Origin of the sequence: Kribbella sancticallisti, assembly GCF_039530625.1 — a bacterium.
GTDB lineage: Bacteria > Actinomycetota > Actinomycetes > Propionibacteriales > Kribbellaceae > Kribbella > Kribbella sancticallisti.
Genome location: NZ_BAAAOS010000037.1, coordinates 87466 through 109018, shown reverse-complemented (window position 1 = coordinate 109018; position 21553 = coordinate 87466). Strand labels below are relative to the sequence as shown.

General features: G+C 68.5%; 19 protein-coding genes. 9 read left to right on the top strand and 10 right to left on the bottom strand.

The features are described 5' to 3' along the window. Positions 1-2: 2 nt before the first annotated feature. The gene (locus ABD255_RS25510; protein WP_344218202.1) at positions 3-1718 is read right to left on the bottom strand and encodes a chitinase; all 1716 of its coding nucleotides are present in this window, start codon (positions 1716-1718) and stop codon (positions 3-5) included. Between the two features lie 495 nt (positions 1719-2213). Here ABD255_RS25510 and ABD255_RS25505 point away from each other — a divergent pair, with 495 nt between their 5' ends. After that, positions 2214-3032 (top strand): HAD family hydrolase, encoded by an 819-nt coding sequence (locus ABD255_RS25505; protein ID WP_344218200.1) that lies wholly within the window; start codon positions 2214-2216, stop codon positions 3030-3032. A gap of 284 nt (positions 3033-3316) precedes the next feature. Here the strand turns inward: ABD255_RS25505 and ABD255_RS25500 are convergent, their stop codons facing one another. Further along, positions 3317-4117 carry a Fic family protein gene (locus tag ABD255_RS25500; RefSeq protein ID WP_344218198.1) on the bottom strand — a complete coding sequence of 267 codons (801 nt, stop codon included), beginning with the start codon at positions 4115-4117 and terminating at the stop codon, positions 3317-3319. 69 nt (positions 4118-4186) lie between these two features. On the opposite strand from ABD255_RS25500, the gene ABD255_RS25495 reads away from it, so the two are divergent. The 5 genes from ABD255_RS25495 (at position 4187) to ABD255_RS25475 (ending at position 10392) form a co-directional block, all read left to right on the top strand. Further along, a complete protein-coding gene (locus ABD255_RS25495; RefSeq protein ID WP_344218196.1) occupies positions 4187-6412 on the top strand; it encodes a bifunctional glycosyltransferase/CDP-glycerol:glycerophosphate glycerophosphotransferase in 2226 nt (741 codons plus the stop codon). A 154-nt stretch (positions 6413-6566) separates the two neighbouring features. Next, entirely contained in the window at positions 6567-8276 is a 1710-nt protein-coding gene (argS, locus tag ABD255_RS25490) for an arginine--tRNA ligase (RefSeq protein WP_344218194.1), read from the top strand. A gap of 12 nt (positions 8277-8288) precedes the next feature. Beyond that, positions 8289-9062 carry an alpha/beta hydrolase gene (locus tag ABD255_RS25485; protein ID WP_344218192.1) on the top strand — a complete coding sequence of 258 codons (774 nt, stop codon included), beginning with the start codon at positions 8289-8291 and terminating at the stop codon, positions 9060-9062. Positions 9063-9079: 17 nt separating this feature from the next. Continuing rightward, on the top strand, positions 9080-9319 hold the full coding sequence (locus ABD255_RS25480; protein ID WP_344218190.1) for a hypothetical protein: 240 nt from the start codon (positions 9080-9082) through the stop codon (positions 9317-9319). Positions 9320-9408: 89 nt separating this feature from the next. Beyond that, positions 9409-10392: a GNAT family N-acetyltransferase gene (locus tag ABD255_RS25475; RefSeq protein WP_344218188.1), complete on the top strand. Its 984-nt coding sequence runs from the start codon at positions 9409-9411 to the stop codon at positions 10390-10392. Between the two features lie 167 nt (positions 10393-10559). Here the strand turns inward: ABD255_RS25475 and ABD255_RS25470 are convergent, their stop codons facing one another. Beyond that, complete coding sequence (locus tag ABD255_RS25470; protein ID WP_344218186.1) at positions 10560-12059, bottom strand: MFS transporter; 1500 nt, start codon at positions 12057-12059, stop codon at positions 10560-10562. 202 nt (positions 12060-12261) lie between these two features. On the opposite strand from ABD255_RS25470, the gene ABD255_RS25465 reads away from it, so the two are divergent. Then, the gene (locus tag ABD255_RS25465; RefSeq protein WP_344218184.1) at positions 12262-12843 is read left to right on the top strand and encodes a TetR/AcrR family transcriptional regulator; all 582 of its coding nucleotides are present in this window, start codon (positions 12262-12264) and stop codon (positions 12841-12843) included. Here ABD255_RS25465 and ABD255_RS25460 read toward each other — a convergent pair. Genes ABD255_RS25460 through ABD255_RS25445 form a run of 4 tightly spaced genes read right to left on the bottom strand, consistent with a single transcriptional unit; the run spans position 12833 to position 17002 of the window. Continuing rightward, entirely contained in the window at positions 12833-13372 is a 540-nt protein-coding gene (locus ABD255_RS25460; RefSeq protein ID WP_344218182.1) for a dTDP-4-dehydrorhamnose 3,5-epimerase family protein, read from the bottom strand. The genes ABD255_RS25465 and ABD255_RS25460 overlap by 11 nt on opposite strands. A gap of 9 nt (positions 13373-13381) precedes the next feature. Next, positions 13382-14599 (bottom strand): DUF2786 domain-containing protein, encoded by a 1218-nt coding sequence (locus tag ABD255_RS25455; protein WP_344218180.1) that lies wholly within the window; start codon positions 14597-14599, stop codon positions 13382-13384. A gap of 46 nt (positions 14600-14645) precedes the next feature. Further along, positions 14646-15599, bottom strand: a complete 954-nt coding sequence (locus ABD255_RS25450) for a sigma-70 family RNA polymerase sigma factor (protein ID WP_344218178.1) — start codon at positions 15597-15599, stop codon at positions 14646-14648. Further along, entirely contained in the window at positions 15596-17002 is a 1407-nt protein-coding gene (locus tag ABD255_RS25445; protein ID WP_344218176.1) for an MFS transporter, read from the bottom strand. The genes ABD255_RS25450 and ABD255_RS25445 overlap by 4 nt, the downstream gene beginning before the upstream one ends. Before the next feature lie 126 nt (positions 17003-17128). Between ABD255_RS25445 and ABD255_RS25440 the strand changes: the two genes are divergently transcribed. Both ABD255_RS25440 and ABD255_RS25435 read left to right on the top strand, forming a co-directional pair. Further along, positions 17129-17431, top strand: coding sequence for a hypothetical protein (locus ABD255_RS25440; protein ID WP_344218174.1), 303 nt, complete (start codon positions 17129-17131; stop codon positions 17429-17431). Between the two features lie 160 nt (positions 17432-17591). Continuing rightward, positions 17592-19010, top strand: a complete 1419-nt coding sequence (locus ABD255_RS25435) for an FAD-binding oxidoreductase (protein WP_344218172.1) — start codon at positions 17592-17594, stop codon at positions 19008-19010. Here the strand turns inward: ABD255_RS25435 and ABD255_RS25430 are convergent. The 3 genes from ABD255_RS25430 to ABD255_RS25420 are packed head-to-tail and all read right to left on the bottom strand — an operon-like array spanning position 19007 to position 21316. Beyond that, entirely contained in the window at positions 19007-19807 is an 801-nt protein-coding gene (locus ABD255_RS25430) for an SDR family NAD(P)-dependent oxidoreductase (RefSeq protein ID WP_344218170.1), read from the bottom strand. The two genes, ABD255_RS25435 and ABD255_RS25430, sit on opposite strands and share 4 nt — an antisense overlap. After that, a complete protein-coding gene (locus tag ABD255_RS25425; protein WP_344218168.1) occupies positions 19800-21068 on the bottom strand; it encodes an AMP-binding protein in 1269 nt (422 codons plus the stop codon). Before ABD255_RS25425 ends, ABD255_RS25430 begins: the two co-directional genes overlap by 8 nt. After that, a complete protein-coding gene (locus ABD255_RS25420; protein ID WP_344218166.1) occupies positions 21065-21316 on the bottom strand; it encodes an acyl carrier protein in 252 nt (83 codons plus the stop codon). The genes ABD255_RS25425 and ABD255_RS25420 overlap by 4 nt, the downstream gene beginning before the upstream one ends. Positions 21317-21553 lie beyond the last annotated feature (237 nt).

Sequence of the window (21553 nt, the reverse complement as noted above, 5' to 3'; positions counted from 1 at the left end):
GATCAGGGCAGTGAGTGCACGTGGGAGCCGACCTGGTTGGAGAACTGGTTGCCGTTCAGGGCGTCCCAGTTGGTCGACCAGGTCATCGCGCCGCGCAACGTGGGCCAGGTGGTGTCCGGCTTGAAGCTGCCGCAGTTGGTGCCCTTGGTGAGGCAGTCCAGCGCGTTGTTGACGATCGTCGGCGACACGTAGCCGCTCCCGGCTCCCCGGCTGGAGGCCGGCAGGCCGAGTCCGACCTGGTCGGGTCGCAGCCCGCCCTTGAGCATGATGCAGGCCTGGGCGGTGATGAAGTCGACGGTGCCCTGCGAGTACACCTGCCCGTTGCAGCCGTTCATCGCACCGGAGTTGTAGTACTGGACGTTGACCACGGTCAGGATGTCCTTGATCGCCAGCGCCAGCTTGAAGTACTCGAACGACGGGCTCTGCATGTCGATCGTCTGCGGCGCCATCGCGATGATCAGGCCGCTGCCGAAGCTGCTGCGCAGGCTCTGGAGCGCCTGCCCCATGTACTGCGCGTTGACGCCGTTCTCCAGGTCGATGTCGATCCCGTTGAACCCGTACTCGCGCAGTACGGACAGGGCGCTGCTGGCGAAGTTCGCGGCGGCGGTGGAGTTGGCGACGCTGATCGTGCCCAGTTCGCCGCCGACGGACAGGATGACCTTCTTGCCCGCGGCCTGCTTGGCGGCGATGTCGGCCTTGAACTCGGCGGCCGTGTAGCCACCCAGCCGGCTCGACAGGGTGGGGTCGAGGTTGAAGGTGATCGCACCCTGCTGGCTCGGGACCGCGTCGGCGAAGGCGACCGCGATCACGTCGTAGTTGGGCTGCACGTCCCGGATCCGCTGGAGCGTCGCGCCGTTGTCGAAGTTCTGCCAGTAGCCGGTGAGGATGTGCTTCGGTAGGTTGCCCGGCGGCGGGTCGACCGGTCCGCTCGAGGTGGTGCCGGACACCGCCGCGCCATACGGGGAGCAGTTGCCGGCCGCGTCACACGCCCGCACCTTGAAGCTGTACGTCGTACTCGGGCTCAGGCCGGTCGCGGTCCAACTGGTCACGTTGCCGACGCTCTGCGGAGTACCGGAACCGCGGACCACGTCGTACCGGGCGATGCCGTTCGCGTCGGAGGCGGCGGACCAGTTCAGCCGCAGCGAGCTCGAGGTCGGGCTGCCCACGGTGAGACCACCCGGGGTCGTCGGCGCCGTGGTGTCCGGCGGCGGACCGGTACCACCCGGGCCGTCCAGTACTACGTCGTCCGCCTGGTACGCCGGAAGGCCGTACCAGCCGTGCAGGTAGACCGTCACCGTGCTCGCGGAGGCGCTGGTGGTGAAGGTGGTGGTGAGCTGGGCCCAGCCGGTGCTGCTGGTCCAGGTGCTCGTCCCGCCCTCGGCGCCGAGGTACACGTTCGAGCCCTTCACCCAGGCCGACAACGTGTAGGTCGAGCTGGGCTTGACCGAGACCGACTGGGTGCAGCGGGCGTTGTCACCCGAGGTCGGGCTGCCTTGCAGCGCGTAGGTGCCGGTGTGAGCCGAACCGCTGACCGCGGCTCCGGATCCGGCCGAGCAGGACCAGCCGGCCAGGGTGCCGGTCTCGAAGGTCCCGTTCGTGACGAGGTTGGTCGCGGCCGAGCTGATCCTGGGAATCAGGACCACGCCGGCAAGGGCGAGGACGAGGGCGAGCAGGACGGGGATGACCGCGGAGTGGGGGCGGTGGGTTCGCGGGTTCATGTGACACAAAGTGTGACCAGTCAACTACATTGTCAAGACCCTACATAAAGTGGGAACGCTCTCACGCTCAGGAAAAGTGAAAAATACACACTCTTCTGAGGTTGAAGAGTTGCCGAAACGGCCGCCGAACCGCAGGAATCTGCCCGGGAAAGGGCAAACGCGCTGCCTCGAGGCATACCTGGAAGAGGAAAGGCGACGGCCCCCGGCGGGGGGGTGACCGGGGGCCGTCTTCGGCCACGGGCTCGGGGGGAGGAGCCGGGGGCCGATCAGGAGGCGACAGTCTGCCACTGTCGAGGAGAAACCTACCCCCCGAGTCCGGCAGCCACACATCTCGGTTTTGTTGCAACCGAGAGTCTGGTCACCGGGCACCTGCACCCCGATCCGGGGCTTTCAGGCCAGTGCCACTGTCACACTGCTCAACAGTCTAACGGGAGAGTAGGCCACACGAAAGGCCGGGCCCCTCGGCGTTTCGCCGATCGTCCTATGCTCGACCACATGGAGCACCTGGGGACGTCCACATCGGCCGCGTTCTTCGATCTGGACAAGACCATAATCGCTCGCTCCAGCACTTTGGCCTTCTCCCGCCCCTTCTACGCCGGCGGCCTGATCAACCGCCGGACAGTACTGCGGAGCGCGTACGCCCAGTTCGTCTACCTGCTCGGCGGCGCCGACCACGACCAGATGGAGCGGATGCGCGAGTACCTGTCCGCTATGTGCACAGGCTGGGACGTCCAGACGGTCCGCGCGATCGTCGCCGACACCCTGCACCACATCGTCGAGCCGATGATCTACGACGAGGCGGTGACGCTGATCGAGCAGCATCGGGCGGCCGGCCGGGACGTGGTCATCGTCTCCTCCTCCGGCTCCGAGGTGGTCGAGCCGATCGGCGAGATGCTCGGCGCCGACAAGGTGATCGCCACCCGGATGGTAGTTGCCGACGGCCAATACACGGGCGAGATCCAGGAGTACGCCTACGGCCCGCACAAGGCCACCGCGATCACCGCGCTGGCGGCCGCGGAAGGCTATGACCTGCAGGATTCCTACGCCTATTCGGACTCCGTCACCGACGAGCCGATGCTGGCCGCGGTCGGCCATCCGTTCGCGGTCAATCCCGATCGCGCGTTGCGCCGGCTGGCGATCGCGCGCGACTGGCCGGTGCTCGACTTCACCAAGCCGGTCGCCCTGGCCGAGCGCACCCGCTTCCATGAGGTACGCCGGCCGGCCGTCGCCGTCACCGCGGTCAGCGCCGGCCTGGCCGCGGCCGGGGTACTGCTGTACGCCGCCCGCCGGCGGGCCCGGCTGCAGGAAAGTTGAGGCTGCACTCCGTTCTTCTCAGCTTCATGTAGAGCCGTGCAACCCCTTCCGCTGAAGGGATCCGAGGAGTACAAAGGAAGCACAAAGGACCTTCGGGTCCCGTAGAGAATCGCACGGCAGCCAGGCACCCACGCGGCGACCAGCCCATCCCAACCGGGCAGCGCGACCCCAGGCTTCGACCATGTTGAAGTCATGGGGCGGCAGACAAGGTGCACGCTTGGTAACCAGGATGGCGTGCCAGCGACGGGGCTCTCAGCAGAGAGCGCCGTTCGCATGTCCGGGCATTACTTTCCTTGTGCGGCAGAGTTGTTGAGCGGTGAGCGTTCCGCCGCCAGCGTGACCACTTCACAACTGCGCAGTAACCAGTCGCGGACGCCGACCAGCCCGCGGCCGGCGTAGTCCCGCAGCCCCTGGGCATACGAACCGGCCAGTTCGAGGTGGCCGGCCTCCGGCACCGTGACCGCGACCGGGTCGATGCCTCGGGCAACCAAAAGGCAGTGCTCCGCGGCCCGGGCGACCAGGCCGTTCGCGGTCGGAAAAGGCCGCAGTACCGCGAGTTCGGCGTGCACGATCGCGGCCACCACCAGGGCGGGTGCCTTGGTCGGCAGGGTCAGGGTCCGGGCTAGTCCGCTCAGACGCTCCCACATCTCGTCGGCGGGCGGCGCGGGCGGCAGGCCCGGGATGTCGTCCGGCAGGGGTTCGCGACTGGTCCGCAGGTGACCCAACTGGTCATCCGAGCCGAGATCGACCGCCGCCAACTGGTGCAGTCTGGTCCAGACCTGTACCGGAGCGGTGTCCGCCCGCGGCGCGAGGCTCATCAGCTCCGCCGTCATCCGGACCGCACCGACCGCCAGAGCGTCGCCGGCGCCTCGGCGAACCTCCTCCAGGGTCGACGGGCTGCCGGCCAGCGCGGCCGACGCGTGCGCTCCCCGGAGCAGCGCCTCGGCGGTCATGTCCGAGCCGACCTTGCGCAGACCACGGTCCCGCAGCAGCACGTCGACCGCGTCCCGGGCCGCCCGAGCCGCGGACCCGACCCCTTCGAGCCCGGCCAGCGGTTCGAACACATCACCCGGCGAATCACTCATGACCAGCAGCGTAGTGCCCGGCACCGGACGTACATTCGGTGCCGGCGCAGGGCCATAGGATGCAGTCCCATGGCCAAAAGCTCCGACTCCGCCGGGGTTCCCCGGTTCAGCATCGTGGTCCCGTGTCACAGCTCACGGGCCTGGCTGCGGCCGTGCCTGGATTCGGTGCTCAGCCAGACCTGCGCGGACTTCGAGATCATCGGCGTCGACGACGCCAGCCCGGACGGCAGCGGCCGCATCCTGGACGAGTACGCCGCCGCCGACAGCCGGGTCCGGGTGCTGCACCTGACCGAGAACGTCGGCCTCGGACTGGCCCGGAACGCCGGACTGAAGGAGTGCCGCGGCGACTACGTGCTGTTCCTGGACGCCGACGACGTCTACCTGCCCGGCTCGCTGGCGGCGATCGCCGCCCGGATCGACGCGACCGACCGGCCGGACATCCTGATGTTCGACTACGAGCGGATCTCCTGGGACGGCAAGGTGGTCCGCAACCAGCGCCACGACGCCTTCGCCCGGGACGGCGAGGGGGTCTTCACCGCCGCCGAGCGGCCGGTCTTCCTGACCTTCCTCGAGGTGGTCTGGAACAAGGCGATCCGGCGCGACTTCCTCACTCTGCACGGCTTCGTCTTCACCGCCGGGTTCTACGAGGACGCCCCGTGGACCTACTCGACGATGCTGACCGCGCAGCGGATCGCGACCCTGGACCGGGTGGTCGTGCACTACCGGCAGCACCGGACCGGCGGGAACATCCACGCCACCCGCACCCGCCAGCAGTTCGACATCTTCGACCAGTACGACCGGGTGCACGCGTTCATCACCTCCGACCCCGATCTGGCCGGCTGGCGGCGGTTCGCCTTCGACCGGTCGCTGGACCACATCTTCGCCGTGCTGGACAAACCCGAGCGGCTCGACCCGGACCACCGGGCCGAGTTCTTCCACGCCGCGGCCGCCTTCGCCAAGCGGTGGAAACCCGAGGGGTACGTGGTCGACCGGACCCGCCGCGGCTTCCGGCGATGGCAGCTGGTCCACGACGACTACGCGACGTACTGCACGCTGAAGTTCAGTTCCAAGGTGAAGAACGTGCCGAGCCCCCGCAAGGCGGTCGAGCGACTCCTGAACCGCGGCGAGCTCGACCCCAACCTGGCCCTGTACGGCGCCTACTGGTTCAAGCAGTACGCCTGCAACCCGCGGGCGATCTACGAGAAGGCGGCCGAGTTGGCTCCGCAGCTCCGCGGAGTCTGGGTGATCGACGCGGACCACGTTGCGGCCATCCCCGAGGGAGTCGAGTACGTCGTGGCCGGCTCCCCGGCGTACGAGAAGCTGGTCGGCCGGGCGACGTACTTCATCAGCAACATGAACCTGCCGCGCGAGCTCGAGAAGCGCGAGGGGCAGATCCACATCCAGACCCAGCACGGCACGCCGCTGAAGACGATGGGGACGGACCTGCGGCACTGCCCGCGCGCGGCCAAGGACCTCGACCTGGACGAGTTGATGCGGCAGGTCGACCGCTGGGACTTCAACCTGTCGTCGAACCGGTACTCGTCGGAGACCTGGGAGCGCACCTACCCGGCGTACTTCGAGGAGCTCGAGTACGGCTACCCGCGCAACGACCGGCTGCTCAACGCCACCCTGGAAGAGGTGCGGGCGATTCGGGCGTCGTTCGGCTTCGACGACTCGCATCTGGTGGTGATGTACGCGCCGACCTTCCGCGACGGCATCGACTCCGTCCGCACTCCGGCCGGCCTGGTCGATCTGGGCGGTGACGGGATCCACCTGGACCTGGACCAGCTGGCATCGGCGGCCGGGGACCACGGACGGGTCCTGGTCCGCACGCATTACTCGCTGTCCAAGCCTCCGTCCGCGCACTCCGAGCGGGTGGTCGACGCCTCGGACCACCCGCGGGTGGAGGACCTGATGCTCGCGGCGGACGTGCTGATCTCGGACTACTCGTCGATCAGCTTCGACTACGCCAACCTGGACCGGCCGATCGTGTTGCTCGTCGACGACAAGGGCAGCTACGACACCACCCGCGGGACGTACTTCGACATCACCGAGTTCCCGCCGGGGCTGGTCGCGCGGTCGCCCGAGGAGTTGCTCGCAGCGCTGCAAACCGGCGCGTTCGCGAAGGCCGAGGCGGCCAAGCACCGGCAGTTGTTCCGCGAGAAGTTCTGCGAGTTCGACGACGGCCGCGCCGCCGAACGGGTAGTACGCCGAGTCTTCCTGGGCGAAACAGACCTGCCCTCGATCACCCCCCTCACCGACCGCCACCCCGCACCTTCCCCACATCAGTTGTAGTCCGAGCCTGCACCGGCGGTCGTGCATAATGGACGACATGTCGACGAGCCCGGTGATCGTGAGCGCCTTGCGCGACCGCTCCGGCCTGCGACGACGACGCACTGTCTGAACACCTCAGCCCTGTTCCAGTGCCTCGTCTCCCCAAGGACCCATCATGTCCGCAGTTCTGCCTGTTCTCGTCGCCAAGCTGTCCAATGCCACCGCGGCCGCCTTCGGTTCGCAGTACGGGGCGCTCGATCCTGAGTTGCGGCCGGCGACCAAGCCCGAGTTCGGCCACTTCCAGACCAACCTGCCGTTGCGTATGGCCGGTTCGCTCGGGCAACCACCGCGGGCGATCGCCGAGCAACTCGTCGCCGCGCTCGACCTGACCGGGCTCTGCGAGCCGGCCTCCATCGCCGGGCCGGGCTTCATCAACCTGACGCTGCTGCCGGAGACCCTGGCCGCCGGGGTCAACGAGCCGATCGTCTTCGCGCCGCGCGGCGAGCGGGTGGTCGTCGACTACTCCCAGCCCAACGTGGCCAAGCAGATGCACGTCGGCCACCTCCGGTCGACCGTGATCGGCGACGCCCTCTGCAACGTACTGCGGTACGTCGGCTACGAGGTGATCCGGCAGAACCACGTCGGCGACTGGGGAACCCAGTTCGGCATGATGGTCGAGCAGGTCCTGCACGAGGATCTGCAGGTGGAATCTCTCGACATCGAGGGGTTGCAGCAGCTCTACCAACGGGCCCGGAAGCATTTCGATGCTGATGGCAACTTCGTCGAGCTGTCCCGGGCCCGGGTGGTGCTGCTGCAGTCGGGCGATGCGGAGACGCTGGCGATCTGGCGGCAGATGGTCGAGGCGTCGCTGGTCGAGTTCGACCGGATCTACGCGCAGCTCGGCTCGCCGTTGACGCGGGCGGACGTGGTCGGCGAAAGCGCCTACAACGACCGGCTGCAAGGGGTTGTGGACGATCTCGCGGCGAAAGGCCTACTCACGGAGTCGGGTGGTGCGCAGTGTGCCTTCCTGCCGGGCTTCGCCGGTCGCGATGGGTCGCCGCTGCCGGTGATCGTGCGGAAGTCGGATGGTGGTTTCGGTTACAGCGCGACGGACCTCGCGGCTGTTCGGCACCGGATCGATGATCTTCGGACGGACCGGATCGTGTATGTGGTGGACCACCGGCAGGGGCTGCACTTCCAGCAGATCTTCGCGCTCTGCCGGGCCGCCGGGTGGTTGCCGGAGTACGTGCCGGCGGAGCATGTTGCCTTTGGCACTGTTCTCGGGAAGGACGGGAAGCCGTTCAAGACCAGAGACGGTGAAACGGTCCGGCTCGCCTCACTCCTCGACGACGCGACGAGTCACGCCCGGGCCCTGCTGGACGAACGGGACGCGCTGGAGGAGCCCGCCCGGGCTGCGATTGCGGCGGCGGTCGGCATCGGCGCGATCAAGTACGCGGACCTGTCGAGCGACCGCATCAACGACTACGTCTTCGACCTCGACCGCATGGTCGCGATGACAGGCAACACCGGCCCGTACCTCCAGTACGCCCACGCCCGCTTGAGCCGGCTGCTGACCAAGGCAGGCTGGACGGAGGGCAGCGGGTCGGTGGGTGTGCTGGTGACGCCTGCCGAGCAGCGGTTGGCTTTGTTGGTGGCGGGTTTCGAAGGCAGCGTGCAGCAGGTGGCGGAGACGTTGCAACCTCACCGGTTGTGTACCTACTTGTATGAGGTGGCGGCGGCGTTGTCTGCCTTCTACGAGAGCTGTCCGGTGCTGAGCAGTGAGGGCGAGGTACGCAGCAGCCGGATCGCGTTGTGTGTGGCGACCCGGCGGGTGTTGCAGGATGGGTTGGGGTTGCTGGGCATCAGCGCCCCGGACGCGATGTGACGGAGGTTGCCGATGTTGCCCTGGTCCGCTGAGCTTGCCGGTCGGTTCGAGCAGGAGACCTTCGAGAGCACGCTGTTGCGGGACAACCCGCTCGGAGATCCGCACGAGCGACCCGTCCTCGTGTACCTGCCGCCGGGGTACGACGAGTCGGAGCAGCGGTATCCGGCGATCTACGTGGCGATGGGCTACACCGGGCACGTCGGGATGTGGTGGAACCGCACGGCGTTCCGCCAGCCGTATCCGGAGTTGCTGGACGCGATGTTCGCCCAGGGTGACGTGCCGCCCGCGATCGTGGTGTTCTTCGACGCGTGGACGAAGTACGGCGGCAGCCAGTTCCTCGATTCGCCCGGCACCGGGAAGTATCACTCGTACCTGTGCGACGAGATCGTGCCGTGGGTCGACGCGCGGTACCGGACGCTGGCCGACCGCGACCACCGGGCCATCACCGGCAAGTCGAGCGGCGGTTATGCGGCGATGGTGACGCCGTTGCTGCGGCCGGACGTGTTCGGCGCGCTCGCGACGCACGCCGGGGATGCCGCGTTCGAGGTCTCCTACCAGCCCGAGTTCCCGCTGCGCGCCCGGCAACTGCGCGACCAGTACGACGGGTCGTATGAAACTTCTTCGCCGACTTCGAGAGCCGCCAGGGACAGAGCACCCGGCAGGATCTCGAGTTCCTGGAGATGTACGGATACGCCGCGGCGTACTCGGCCGAAGAGGACGGCACCGTCCTGCTCCCGTACGACGAACTCGGCCGGGTCATCCCCGAGGTGTGGGAGCGCTGGCTGAGCCGGGATCCGGTGGAGATGGTCAAGCGACCCGAGTACGCCGATGCGCTGCGCTCGCTGCGGGCGGTGTGGATCGACGCCGGCCTGCAGGACGAGTACTACCTCGACCTCGGCGCGACTGCGTTCCACCAAGCCGCGCTGGAGGTCGGCGTACCGGAGGATCGCCTTCACTTCGAACTCTTCGAGGGCACGCACGGCGGAATCGAGTACCGCTACCCGCTCGCTGTCGCCTGGCTGTGCCGCCAACTCGCCGCCTGAGGCTCGCCGCCTGAAACTCGCTGCCTGAAGCTCGCCGCCTGAGCTAAATGGGGTGCCGCGCTGCCGGTCCGGGCTCTACCGTTCTCGGCATGGGGACGTTCGAGGGGTGGCCGGCCTGGGTCGAGGCGCGGCCGATCGAGAAGCCCGACGCCGAGGCGTGGGCGGGACTGCTGGCCGACGTGCAGAAGGTCGACCAGGACGGCGAGAACTTCAGCGTCGAGGACCTGCTCGAAGAGTTGGACGATCCGTTGGTGAACGCGGCGTCGGACACGATCGGGCTCTGGACTGACGGGGTGATGGTCGGCTACGGGCTCGTCCGCTGGCGCACCCACGTGATCGACGTGCATCGGCTCAACACCGACGCCGCCGTCCGGCCCGCCTGGCGGCGCCGCGGGCTCGGCAGCGCACTGATCTCCTGGATGACCGGCCGCGCCGGCGAACTGCACCTGGAGCACCACCCGGACGTCGACGCCGAGCTCAACGCGGGCACGATCAGCACGAACGAAGGTGCGCGGACGCTGCTCACGTCGCTGGGTTTCGAGGAGTGCCGGTACTTCTTCGAGATGAAGCGCCCGTTCGACTCGCCGATCCCGGCGGTCGAGGCATCGGCCGGACTCCGCGTGGTCACCTTCGACCCGTCGTACGACGAGGCGCTGCGGCTGACCCACAACGACGTCTTCCTGGATCACTGGGGTTCGACGCCGAAGGACGAGGACACCTGGAAGGTCTGGTTCACCGGGTCGCGCGCCTTTCGCGGCGACCTTACGTTCCTGGTCCTCGACGGTGAACGAATCGTCGCGTACGCGATCGGCTACGAGTACGAGGCCGACACCGCCGCGACGGGGATCCGTGAGGTCTATATCGGTCAGGTGGGCACCGTGCGGTCGCATCGCGGCCGCGGTCTGGCAGCAGTGGCGATTTCCGCGCAGATGCGGGAGGCGGAGCGGACCGGCTACAAGCGAGCCTCGCTAGGCGTGGACGCCGAGAACCCGACCGGAGCCCTCGGCCTCTACGAACGCCTCGGCTTCGAGCAGGACAAGACATCCATCACGTACCGGCGGCCGCTGACCTGAGTCTGTGGAGCCGGTCGGAGGTCCAGGTCGGTCTTCAGGCTGTTGTTGGGGTGGACGCTGCTCATCGGGAGTCTGGCCGAGCTCTGCCCAGACCTGCGAGCGGCATGGATGTCACCGGCCGAGGCCCTGGCCGCGTCATGAGGATGACGACAGCCAGGGCCGCGGGATCAGATGTGCGACTCGACCACCACGGGCTCTGCCGTGGGCTGGATGACCTCGTCCTTGCGGCGGTTCCAGGGCCGGACGCCCAGGACGATGACCGCCAGGGTGAGCGCGGCATAGATCGCCGCGCCGATGAAGGCCGCGTGGACCCCGTCCGTCAGCACCTCACGAGCCCGTTCCACCGGGTTCGCGGCGGCCGCCGTGGAGTTGCGGCTCGCAGTACCGAAGATGGTGACCAGGATGCCGAGGCCGAGTGCGCCGCCGACCTGCTGCAGCACGTTCAGCATGCCCGAGGCCGCGCCGGCGTCTTCCGGCTGGACCCCGGCCAGTGCGCGACCGGTCAGCGGGATGAAGATCATCCCGGCGCCCAGGCCGAACAGCAGCAGTGGTCCGACGACGCCGCTCAGGTACGTGCTGTCGACCGTCGCGCGGGTCAGCCACAGCATGCCGAGCAGCACCGAGATCGAGCCGGTGATCATCAGCTTGCCGCCGTCGATCCGGCCGAGCAGCCTCGGCACGATCCGCGACGAGGCGAACAGCAGTCCGGTGAGCGGCAGGAACGCGAGCCCCGCGGCCAGCGGACTGAAGTTGAGTACGCCCTGCATGTACTGCGTCAGGAAGAAGAACATCCCGAACATCGTCCCGACCACCAGCAGCATGGTCAGGTACGCCGCCACCCGGTCGGTGTTCGCGAACAACCGCAGCGGCACGATCGGGTGGCTCACCCGGCGCTCGATCAGCACGAACGCGACCAGCAGGATCAGGCCGCCCGCGAACGCGGTGAGCACCTCTGGCGAGCTCCAGCCGACCTCCGCGACCCGGATGAAGCCGTAGACGAGCGCGGTGATGCCGAGTGTCGATGTGAGCGCGCCGGCCACGTCGAACTTGCCCTTCTCGGGCGGCGTCTCGCTCAGCACCTGACGGGCCGCGAAGACCAGGCCGATGCCGATCGGGACGTTGATGAACAGACCCCAGCGCCAGGAGACCCAGTCGGTCAGCATGCCGCCGACGACCAGACCGACGCTGGCACCACCGGACGAGACCAGGCTGTAGAGCCCGAGCGCCTTCATCCGCTCGGGTCCTTCCTTGAAGGTCAGCATCAGCAGGGTCAGTGCCGCCGGGGCCCCGATGGCTCCGCCGACGCCCTGCAGGATGCGGGCCGCGAGCAGCAGTTCGGCGGTCGGGGCGAGCCCACCGAGCAGTGAGGCGGCGGTGAAGACGGTGACGCCGGTGATGAAGACGCGGCGGCGGCCGAGCAGGTCGCCGGCTCGCGCGCCGAGCAGCAGCAGGCCCCCGAAGGCGAGGGCGTAGGAGTTCTGGACCCAGGACAGGCTGGACGGGCTGAAGTCGAGCGCCTGCTGGATCTTGGGCATCGCGATGTTCACCACGGTGCCGTCGAGGATCACCATCAACTGGGTGATCAGGATGACTGCGAGGACTACCCCCGGCCGCCGCGCGGGCGAGCCGGTACCGGCGCCGGCCGGCGCCGCGGATGTTGCCGACATAGTGTGACTTGCTCCTTACCCCGAAGGGGCTAGAGTGGGATCAGATGAAGTGGAGTGCTCCTCCGGATACGATACGGAGGCTACCTCCGCTTTTTCAAGCGATTTTCAGGAAGAGTTTTCGGCGACCCTGGGCGGCTGCGTCCAGACGGCCGGGCTATGGCTTGGCAATGGCTTGGCAAGGGCTTTGGCAAGGAGGGCCGGGATGACATCGACACCGACGCCGATACCGCTGCAGACCGCGCGGCCGGCCCGCGCCGACGCCCGGCGGAACTACGACCTGCTGGTGGCGGCCGCCCGGGAGGCGTTCGCCGAGCACGGCACGGACACCTCGCTGGAGGAGATCGCCCGCCGGGCCGGCGTCGGCATCGGCACCCTGTACCGGCGGTTCCCGAACCGGACGGCGTTGCTCGAGGCGGTCTACGTCGACGAGATCCAGTCCGTCTGCGACCGGGCCTACGGGTTCGCCGAGAAGCTCGGGCCGTTCGACGCGCTGGCGGCGTGGCTGCGCAGCTTCGTCGGCTACAGCATCTCGAAGAAGAGCCTGGCCGGTGAGCTGACGGTGGCGCTGGGCAAGAACTCCGAGTTCTTCACGGCCTGCAAGGTGAATGTCCGGGAGGCCGGTGAGCTGCTGCTGGACGCGGCCAAGGCGGACGGCTCGGTCCGGCCCGAGCTGGAACTGATGGACATCCTGCGGCTGGTCGGCGGCATCACGATGGGCCGCGAGATGGACGCGGACCAGGCCAACCGGCTGCTCGACATCGTCCTGGCCGGCCTCAAGGCCTGATCGGCGTCACCGCGTCGAGGAACGGCGCGGTCGCATCCTTCTCGGTGTAGCTCAGCTGATCCTTCGGTAGCGGCCACGGCACCGCGACCTGCGGATCGAAGAGGTTCATCGCCGTTCGCGCAGCTTCGGGCGTCCAGTGAGCGGTCAGCAGATAGGTGTAGATCGTGTTCGGCTCGAGCGTGCAGAACGCGTGCCCGCAGCCGCTCGGCACATAGATGGCCTGTTCCGCTGTGAGTTCGAAGGTCTCCAGCCGACCGAACCCCGGCCCCTCCCGCAGGTCGACGATGGCCGTGAAGATGCGCCCGGCCGCCGGTGAGATGTAGCGATCCCAGGGCTCGGCGTGGATGCCGCGGGCGACTCCGACCTCGGCGGTGAAGGCGACGTTGTTCTGGACGAAGCTCACGCCCGGCAGGCCGAGGTCGGTCAGTTTGGCCTGCTGAAAACTCTCCTTGAACCAGCCGGCACCGGTGTCGATCAGGTCGAGCTCGACCTGCAGGAGTCCTTCGATGCCGGTCGGGTTCAGCTTCACGCCCGAACCCTAGCCCGGCACCTGGCGACGGGTTTCGAGCTGGGCCAGGTCGGCCGCGGTCAGGCCCGCGTTCCAGCCGGCGCCGTTGGTGATCCTGGTCCGCCGGGTCACCGTCTCGGGGAAAAGCTTGGTGAACAAGGCTTCCACCTGCTCCTCACGCCGGCTCAGCACCGGCAGCAACCGATCCGCGTCCGCCTCCGGTACGGCGGCCCGGGTGGCGTCGGTGGTTGCCTGCAACCGCTCGCCGATCCGCTGGGCATACGCCATCAGGAACGACTGGCGGAACGACCTGGTCCGCGACTCCCCGCGATGACCGATGTGTTGCCCGGCCGCGAGCATCGCCCGATTCGCCTGCACCAGCAGCGAAGTACTGAGCAGCTCGGTCAGCTGGAGGTCCAGCTCGGCGCCCACGATCGTGACCACCGCCAGCTGCTCCATCGAGACCGTGCGGCATCCGTTCGCGCTCGCGACGGCGCCGACCAGCTGCGCTTTCGCTGACACATAAGGGGTTTCGACCCAGATCCGCCGGGCGCCGGAGTCGTCGGCGAGGTCCAGCGACGGATCCGCGTCGACCAGGGCCTGGTCGAGGGAGAACTTCGCCATCAACTCCTGCGCCTTCTCCGACAGCGCCTCCGCCTCGTCGGGGAACTCGGTCGCCTCCGCCTTCGCGAGCAATCCCCGGATCCGCGCCAGGATCTTCCCACTAGACCCCGGTACTACGGACGCCGTGCGCGCCGGGACCGTCGTACCAGGCAGGGGGAACAGGCGAGCCAGCCCCGGCAGAGTCTGGAGGAAACCGGCCAGCGCGAGTGCGGTGTGGAGGGTGAGGTAGCGCCCCAGCCGCTGGTCCGCCGCCCAGTCGGTCAACTGCAGTTCGGCGAACGGACGCTCGATCCCGAAGTCGGTCAACTGTTCCTGCCAGCGCGGGTCGATCGTCGACTCCCGGTAGGGCTTGTGCTCCGACCGGATCACCGCGAACAGCAACGGCTCGATGCCGGGCTCCAACCGGCGCCGGCTGTGCTGGATGACGTCGGCCGGAGTCCAGCCCCGCTCCCAGGCCGAGCGGATCAGCTTCCGCAGGAAATCCTGAAGGACGCGATCGACCTGCGCCTGGTCTCGCTCGTCGAACCCACCCAGGCGGGCCAGAAAGCCGTCGGCCCGGCCGTCGTCGAGCGCGACGGCGGCCGCGGCCATCGGCAGCAGGTGCAGGATCTCGGCATCACTCACGCGGACGAGTGTGTCATCCGAACCCAAGCCGTCGCTCGCCGCTGGCTCACACCTGTGGAAAACGTACGAGTGGAAGTCCGAACGAGGGGAACAGGTCGGCCCGGTGGAAGGCGAGCACCGCGGAGATCCCTGCCTTGGTCACCGTGAGCACCTTGATCGAGTGCGCATGGAAGGCGCCGTCCCGACCGCGGATGTACAGCCCGAAGGCGGGTTGCCCGTTCGCCGACGTCTCCACCATGCTCCGAAGCCCTTCCCCTGGTGTCAGCTTCACCGCCAGCAGGCGCAGTACGTCCTCGCGGCCGTTGAACCAGGTCGGAGTCGGCGGCATCTCCCACCGGGTGTCCTGGGTCAGCAGGCCTTCCAGAGCGACCAGGTCCGCGCTCTCGAAGGCTTTGGCGAACCGGTCGAGTAAGGCACGGCGTACCGGCTCGTCTGGTTCGCTGTACTCCTCCTCGGTCGGCGCGAGCTTGGCAAGCTCCGCACGAGCTCGCTGCAGGGAGCTGTTGACCGCTGCAGTGGTCGTCTCGAGTAGGTCCGCAACCTCAGAAGCCTGCCAGGCAAGGACATCCCGAAGAATCAGTACTGCGCGCTGCCGCGGCGGCAGGTGCTGCAGCGCGGCGACCATCGCCAGCCGGAGGCTCTGCCGAGTCCCCACGACCAGAGCCGGGTCAGTGCTCATCAGCAGGTCCGGGAACGGCTCCAGCCAGCTGGTCTCCAGTGCCTGTGCTTCCAGGTCGTTCGGGTCGGTGCCGGGAGCACCTAGTGCCGACGGCACCATCCGGCGGCTGCTGTGCTGCAAGGCGTTCAGGCAGACCCGAGTCGCGATCCGGTAGAGCCATGTCCGTACCGACGAGCGCTGCTCGAACTCCGCGAAGCCTCGCCAAGCACGCAGATACGCCTCCTGCACTGCGTCCTCCGCGTCGTGCAGCGAGCCGAGCATCCGATAGCAGTGCGCCACCAACTCACCCCGGTACTGCGCGAACTCGTCCTCCAAGTTCATGCCAACTCCTTGACCGGTTCCGCGACCGGCTTCACAGCCGGCTTCTGCCGAGCAAACAGGCCGGCAACTGCTCCGAGCAATGACAGTACGCCGCAGACGGCCAGGGCCCGGCTGAATCCTTCGATGAAGGACTCGTAGCCCCCGGCGGCAGCAAACACCGCAGCCAGGACGGCGACTCCCACCACGCCACCGAGTTGCCGCATCATGCTGTAGATGCCGGAGGCCACTCCGACGGCCTCACGCGGCAGTGATCCGATACTGGCGCTCTGCGTCGCCGGCATCGCCATGGAGACGCCGCAACCGGCCACGATCAGGGGCACCACCAGTTCGGAGTACAGGACTGTGTGGCTGCTGACCAGACTGATCCAGAACATGCCGACCGCTTGCAGAGTCAGGCCGGTCACCACGAGCGGGCGTTCGCCGATGCGGTCGACCAGACGGCCGGCGAAGGGCGCTACCAGGAACAGCGTGGCTGTCCAGGGCAGCAGTTGCAGGCCCGCCTTCAACGGGCCGGAGCCGAAGCCCGCCTGCATGAACTGGGCCAGGAAGAACACTGCCCCGAAGAGCGCGGCGGTGAGGAAGAGGCCGGCCGTGTTGCCCGCCGAGAACGACCTGGAACGGAAGTAGCTCAGCGGCAGCATCGGCTGCGGGGCACGACTTTCCCAGTACAGGAAGGCCAGGAGAAGAAGGCTGCCAAGCACGAACGAGCCGACCACCTCGGGGCTGCTCCAGCCCGCCACGGCACCGCGGACGACGCCCCAGACGAGGCCGAGTACAGCGAGGGTGATCAGCGCGGCACCCCGCAGATCCAGCCGGCGGGCGGGTCCCTTGCTCTCCCGGATGTAGCGCAGGACGAGCGGGATCGCCAGCGCGCCGACGGGCACGTTGACCCAGAAGATCCACTGCCAGGCCAGCCCCTCGGTCACCGCACCTCCGATCATCGGGCCACCGAGTACGGCCAGACCGGTCAGGCCGCTGAAGATGCCGATCGCCCAGCCGCGGCGCTCGGGCGGGAAGGCGGCGCCGAGCAGGCCCATCGCCAGCGGCATCACCACGGCCGCGCCGGCTCCCTGGAAGGCGCGGGCGCCGATCAGCAGCGGCACCGAGGTCGCCAACGCGCAGGCGATCGAGGCGACGGTGAAGAGTGCGAGCCCGGCCGCGAACGTCCGGCGCCGGCCCCAGCGGTCGCCGACGGCCGCCGCGGTCATCAGCAGCATGGCGAAGCTGAGGCTGTAGGCGTTCACCGTCCATTCCAGTTGCTCGATCGAGGCGCCGAGGTCCTGCCGGATCGTGGTCAGCGCCGCCGCGACCACCAGGACGTCGAGCGCCACCATCACCGAGCCGATGGCGGTCAGGCCCAGCACCCAGCGCTGCTCGACGGTCGTCCGTTCCTTGCTGCTCACGAGGGTCCTCCAGAGATTCGCTGTCACTGGTACTGACAACGGCGGAAGACCGAACTCATCGCCGCGATGAGTTCGGCGCGTCCAGGCGGTCTGAAGTAGTGAGAGCAACTACCGAGGAGACCCGTGATGAGCACTTCAGTGATCCGTTACCAGACCAAGCCCGAAGCGGCCGACGAGAACCAGCGACTGATCGAGAACGTGTTCGCCGAACTGGCGAGCACGGCACCGGCCGGCCTGCGCTACAGCTCCTTCCGGCTCGACGACGGCGTCACCTTCGTGCACGTCGTCGACGGCGAGGGTCTGGCCGACCTGCCGGCATTCCAGGAGTTCCAGCGAACCTTCGGCGACCGCGTCGTCGACGGCCCCCATCGCGAGGACGCCACCCTGGTCGGCTCGTACTCCGCCACGCCCGTCGCCGCCGCGAGCTGAGTCCCCGATCTCGGTGGCACAGCCTGCCACCGAGAGTGAGGAGGTGTGTTCTTAAGACTGGCTGAAGGCCGTGGCGGCATGCTTGCCGGAACAGGTTGCTGTCATCGGGGGCTTGGGGGCTTAGGGTGACAGTCAGTAACGGTTCGGGGAGGAAACAGTCATGACTCAGACGGCCAGCAGCGGGATCGACGAGCTGCGGACGGCGATCGATGGAACGGTCATCGCACCGCACGACGCGGGGTACGACGACGCCCGGCAGGTCTGGAACGCCGACATCGATCGCCGGCCGGGAGTGGTCGCGCAGTGTGTCAGCGCCGAGGACGTCCGGGCGGCGGTCCTGTTCGGGGTCCGCAACGGCCTGGAGATCGCGGTCCGCGGCGGCGCGCACAGCATGTACGGAGCATCCACGGTCGATGAGGGCCTGATGATCGACCTCAGCCGGATGAACCAGGTGACGGTCGATCCGGAGACGAAGCGCGCCTGGGTCGGCGGCGGCGCGCTGCTCGGCGAGCTGGACGCGGCCGCGCAGGCCCATGGCCTGGCGACGCCGGCCGGGACTGTCAGCCACACCGGCGTCGCGGGGCTCACCCTCGGCGGCGGGATGGGCTGGCTGACCCGGCAGTTCGGGCTCAGCCTCGACAACGTGCTGTCGGTCCAGGTCGTCACCGCCGACGGCCGGATCCTGCGCGCCGCCGCGGACGAGAACCCCGATCTGTACTGGGCCGTCCGCGGTGGCGGCGGCAACTTCGGCGTGGTGACGGAGTTCGAGTTCCGGTTGCACGAGGTCGGGCCGATGGTGCAGTACGGCATGTTGTTCTGGGGACTCGACCAGGCCGCCGAGATGCTGCGGACCGCGCGCCGGCTGCTGCCGACCCTGCCGCCGGACACGAACATCCTGATCGCCGCGATCAGCGCGCCACCCGCGCCGTTCGTGCCCGAGCAGTACCACTTCCAGCCCGGACTCGCGCTGAACGTGGTCGGATTCGGCGGACCCGAGCGGCATGAGGAGGTGCTGGCGTCCATCCGCGAGGCGGCCCCGGCGCCGCTGTTCGAGTTCGTCACGCCGATGCCGTACACGGCCCTGCAGCAGATGATCGACGAGCCGAACGGCTGGGGCCACTACTGCTACGACAAGGGCAGCTACTTCGAGGAACTGACCGACGAGCTGGACCAGGTGATCGTCGAGCAGGTCGCGCGGAAGACCTCACCGTTGTCGAGTGTGCTCATCTTCCGGCTCGACAACGCCTACTCCGCGGTCGGCGACGACGACACCGCCTTCAGCGGCGGACGCTCCCCGCGCTACGCGATGTTCATCATCGCGGTCTGCCCGGTGCCGGAGATGCTGGCCGGCGAACGGGCGTGGGTCCGGTCGTTCTGGGACGCGCTGCAGCCGCACACGCTCGGCATCGGGAGCTACGTCAACGCGATGTCGGAGAACGAGTTCGACCGGGTGAAGGCGTCGTACGGCGAGGAGAAGTACGCGCGGCTGGCCCGGATCAAGGCGGAGTACGACCCGGACAACGTGTTCCGCCGGAACGCGAACATCGTGCCGGCCCAGCCGGTGGAGGCGACGGCCTAGATCGAGGCGGCGCCGTCGATGACGAGGACCTGACCGTTCACGTTGGTGTGGTCCAGCAACAGCATCCGCACCACCGGGACGACCTCCTCCGGCTCGGTCAGGTGGCCCGTCGGGGTGCGGCGGACGATCTGGTCGAGCTGGGTCTGGCCGAGCACGGCGGACATCTCCGAGGCGAAGAAGCCCGGCGCGACGGAGTTGGCGAGCACGCGGCCACCCAGCTCACGAGCCAGTGAGCGGGTCGCCGCGTCCAGGCCGCCCTTGGTCGCGGAGTACGCGACGAGGCCGGGGTAGCCGCGCTGCGCGCAGATCGAGGTGACGTTGACGATCCGGCCCTTCAGGCCCTTGGCCAGCAGGCGGCGCAGTACGAAACGGGTGAGCACGAGCGGCGAGGTCAGGTTCGTCTGGATGATGTCGGCGACCTGCTCGGCCGAGGTGTGCACGTGTAGGGAGTCCTGGCCGACGGCCGCGTTGTTGACCAGGCCGTCGATCGGGCCGAGCTTCTCCTCGACCTCCTTGACGAAGGCCTGCGTCGCCGAGGTGTCGTTGATGTCGACGGAACCCACGTGCACCTGGTCGCCGTACTTCGAGGCCAGGGCGGTCAGCTCGGGCGTCACCGTACGGGCGAACGCGGCGACCTTCAGACCGGACGCCAGCAGATCCGCGACGATGGCCAGCCCGAGACCGCGCGACCCACCCGACACCAGCACCACCGACGAGGGCGGCACCGCGGACGTTGGCGGCACCGCGGACGTTGGCGGCACCGCGGACGTTGGCGGCACCGCGGACGTTTCAGACATCGCTTTTCAGGGTCTCCTTCTGCGGGATCTCGTCGAGGAACTTGATCCGCCGCGGTACGCCGTAGTCGGGCAGCCGGTTCGAGCACCACTGCACCAGGTCCGCGTCGGTGATCGGGCCGAGGGCGGGATTCGCCACCACCTCGGCGGCCACCATCCGGCCCACCAGCGGCGCCTTCCGGGGGAAGACCCTGGCCCAGGCGACGCCCGGGTGTCCCATCAGCACGTTGCGGACCACACCGGCCGAGACCTTCGACCCGCCGACGTTGATCTCGTCGCTGTCGAGCCGGCCGGTGATCAGCACCCGGTCGCCGACGAACTCGACCCGATCGCCGGTCCGGACGGCGCCGTCCAGGCCCGCGCCGTGATGCGGTGAAGTGATCACCAGTTCGTCCTTCTCCACCGCCAGCACCGGCCGCTCGGACTCGGGATCGCGGTCCCGGTTGCCGTCGCCGTCGAGCCACTCGCGCGGGAAGCCGGCCTGTCCGTCGTGCACGACGATCGACGCGCCGACCTCGGAGGAGGCGTAGATCCAGGAGATCCGCGCCTGCGGGAAGATCTCGCGCAGCCGGTCCAGGATCGCCTGGTCCACCGGTTCGCCGCCGAGGGTGATCTGCTCCAGCGGCACCTTGGCGAGCGCGTCGGTGTCGCGGTAGATCGTCTGGCGCCAGAAGGTCGGCGTACCGGAGGCGGCGGTGACGCCGTGCTCGGCGGCGATCAGCGGCCACGTCTCGAGTTCGGAAGGCTCGACCACGACCAGGCCCTGGTCGGCCTGGGTCAGCGAGATCGTCACCACCTGCCACCACGCGTAGGTGCCCGGGGAGTACGGCAGCAGCCAGGTCCGCGGCCGCTGCTGGTTGGTCACCGTGGTGAGCGACTCGAGCGTGTGCCCGACCCTGGTCGGCCGGCCGGTCGAGCCGGAGGTGAGCAGCCAGACGCGGCCGGACTCCTCCACCCGCTTGAGGTTCGCCGGGTCGACCGAGTGCTCGTCGTCCTTCGCGATCACCACCGCGAAGCCGGACTCGCCGAGCTCCTCGCGCATGCTCAGGTCGACCCGGGAGGTGGTGGCGACCAGCAGTTCGGTGCCGTGCACCGCGTGGTGCCGGACGGCCGCGAGCGCGTCGGCGCCGTTGTCCACCAAGACGGCGGCCGGCGACGGGAGCTGCGGCAGTTTGTGCAGGGTCCGCCACGTCACCGTCCGGCCGCCGGCGACGACGGTGTTGTCGTCGCCGATCAGGGCGGTGGTCCGGCGCCGGGCGGTCACGCCGACTGGAGTTGCTCGATGAAGTCCAGCACGTCGCGGACCTTGGCGATCTGACGCAGACCGGGCGCGTCGAAGTTCAGCTCGTCGCCGATCTCGTCCTCGACCCGCAGGGCCAGCTCGGAGAAGTCCAGCGACCGGAAGCCGATCTCTCGCAGGTCGGCCTCGTCGTCGCCCGGCAACGCCTTGCCCTGCGCCTTCATCACCGCTCCCATCAGGTCCCGGATCTGCTCCCGCGTCAGCTCAGCCATGACCAGAGAGCTTAGTGTCCCGCAACAGGATTCCGTGCGGCAGCTCCGGTGTCCAGGTGTGCAACGCGGCGAGGTGGCCGCTGGGCGCCGGAGCTGCCGCACGGAATCCTGTTGCGGGACACACACGTCTGCAGTCTCTTTTATCCCGTGCGCTGCGTGACCGATCGGGGGAAGTTCGCCTACTCAGGGCGAGTGCGGCAGCCCGTTCGGTAAACGGCTCAGGCGTGACTCATACAC

Excerpts from the sequence above, each read along its gene's own strand:
- ABD255_RS25510 (WP_344218202.1), bottom strand. The coding sequence starts at position 1,718 with ATGAACCCGCGAACCCACCGCCCCCACTCCGCGGTCATCCCCGTCCTG.
- ABD255_RS25505 (WP_344218200.1), top strand. The coding sequence starts at position 2,214 with ATGGAGCACCTGGGGACGTCCACATCGGCCGCGTTCTTCGATCTGGAC.
- ABD255_RS25500 (WP_344218198.1), bottom strand. The coding sequence starts at position 4,117 with ATGAGTGATTCGCCGGGTGATGTGTTCGAACCGCTGGCCGGGCTCGAA.
- ABD255_RS25495 (WP_344218196.1), top strand. The coding sequence starts at position 4,187 with ATGGCCAAAAGCTCCGACTCCGCCGGGGTTCCCCGGTTCAGCATCGTG.
- argS (WP_344218194.1), top strand. The coding sequence starts at position 6,567 with ATGTCCGCAGTTCTGCCTGTTCTCGTCGCCAAGCTGTCCAATGCCACC.
- ABD255_RS25485 (WP_344218192.1), top strand. The coding sequence starts at position 8,289 with ATGTTGCCCTGGTCCGCTGAGCTTGCCGGTCGGTTCGAGCAGGAGACC.
- ABD255_RS25480 (WP_344218190.1), top strand. The coding sequence starts at position 9,080 with ATGGTCAAGCGACCCGAGTACGCCGATGCGCTGCGCTCGCTGCGGGCG.
- ABD255_RS25475 (WP_344218188.1), top strand. The coding sequence starts at position 9,409 with ATGGGGACGTTCGAGGGGTGGCCGGCCTGGGTCGAGGCGCGGCCGATC.
- ABD255_RS25470 (WP_344218186.1), bottom strand. The coding sequence starts at position 12,059 with ATGTCGGCAACATCCGCGGCGCCGGCCGGCGCCGGTACCGGCTCGCCC.
- ABD255_RS25465 (WP_344218184.1), top strand. The coding sequence starts at position 12,262 with ATGACATCGACACCGACGCCGATACCGCTGCAGACCGCGCGGCCGGCC.
- ABD255_RS25450 (WP_344218178.1), bottom strand. The coding sequence starts at position 15,599 with ATGAACTTGGAGGACGAGTTCGCGCAGTACCGGGGTGAGTTGGTGGCG.
- ABD255_RS25440 (WP_344218174.1), top strand. The coding sequence starts at position 17,129 with ATGAGCACTTCAGTGATCCGTTACCAGACCAAGCCCGAAGCGGCCGAC.
- ABD255_RS25435 (WP_344218172.1), top strand. The coding sequence starts at position 17,592 with ATGACTCAGACGGCCAGCAGCGGGATCGACGAGCTGCGGACGGCGATC.
- ABD255_RS25430 (WP_344218170.1), bottom strand. The coding sequence starts at position 19,807 with ATGTCTGAAACGTCCGCGGTGCCGCCAACGTCCGCGGTGCCGCCAACG.
- ABD255_RS25420 (WP_344218166.1), bottom strand. The coding sequence starts at position 21,316 with ATGGCTGAGCTGACGCGGGAGCAGATCCGGGACCTGATGGGAGCGGTG.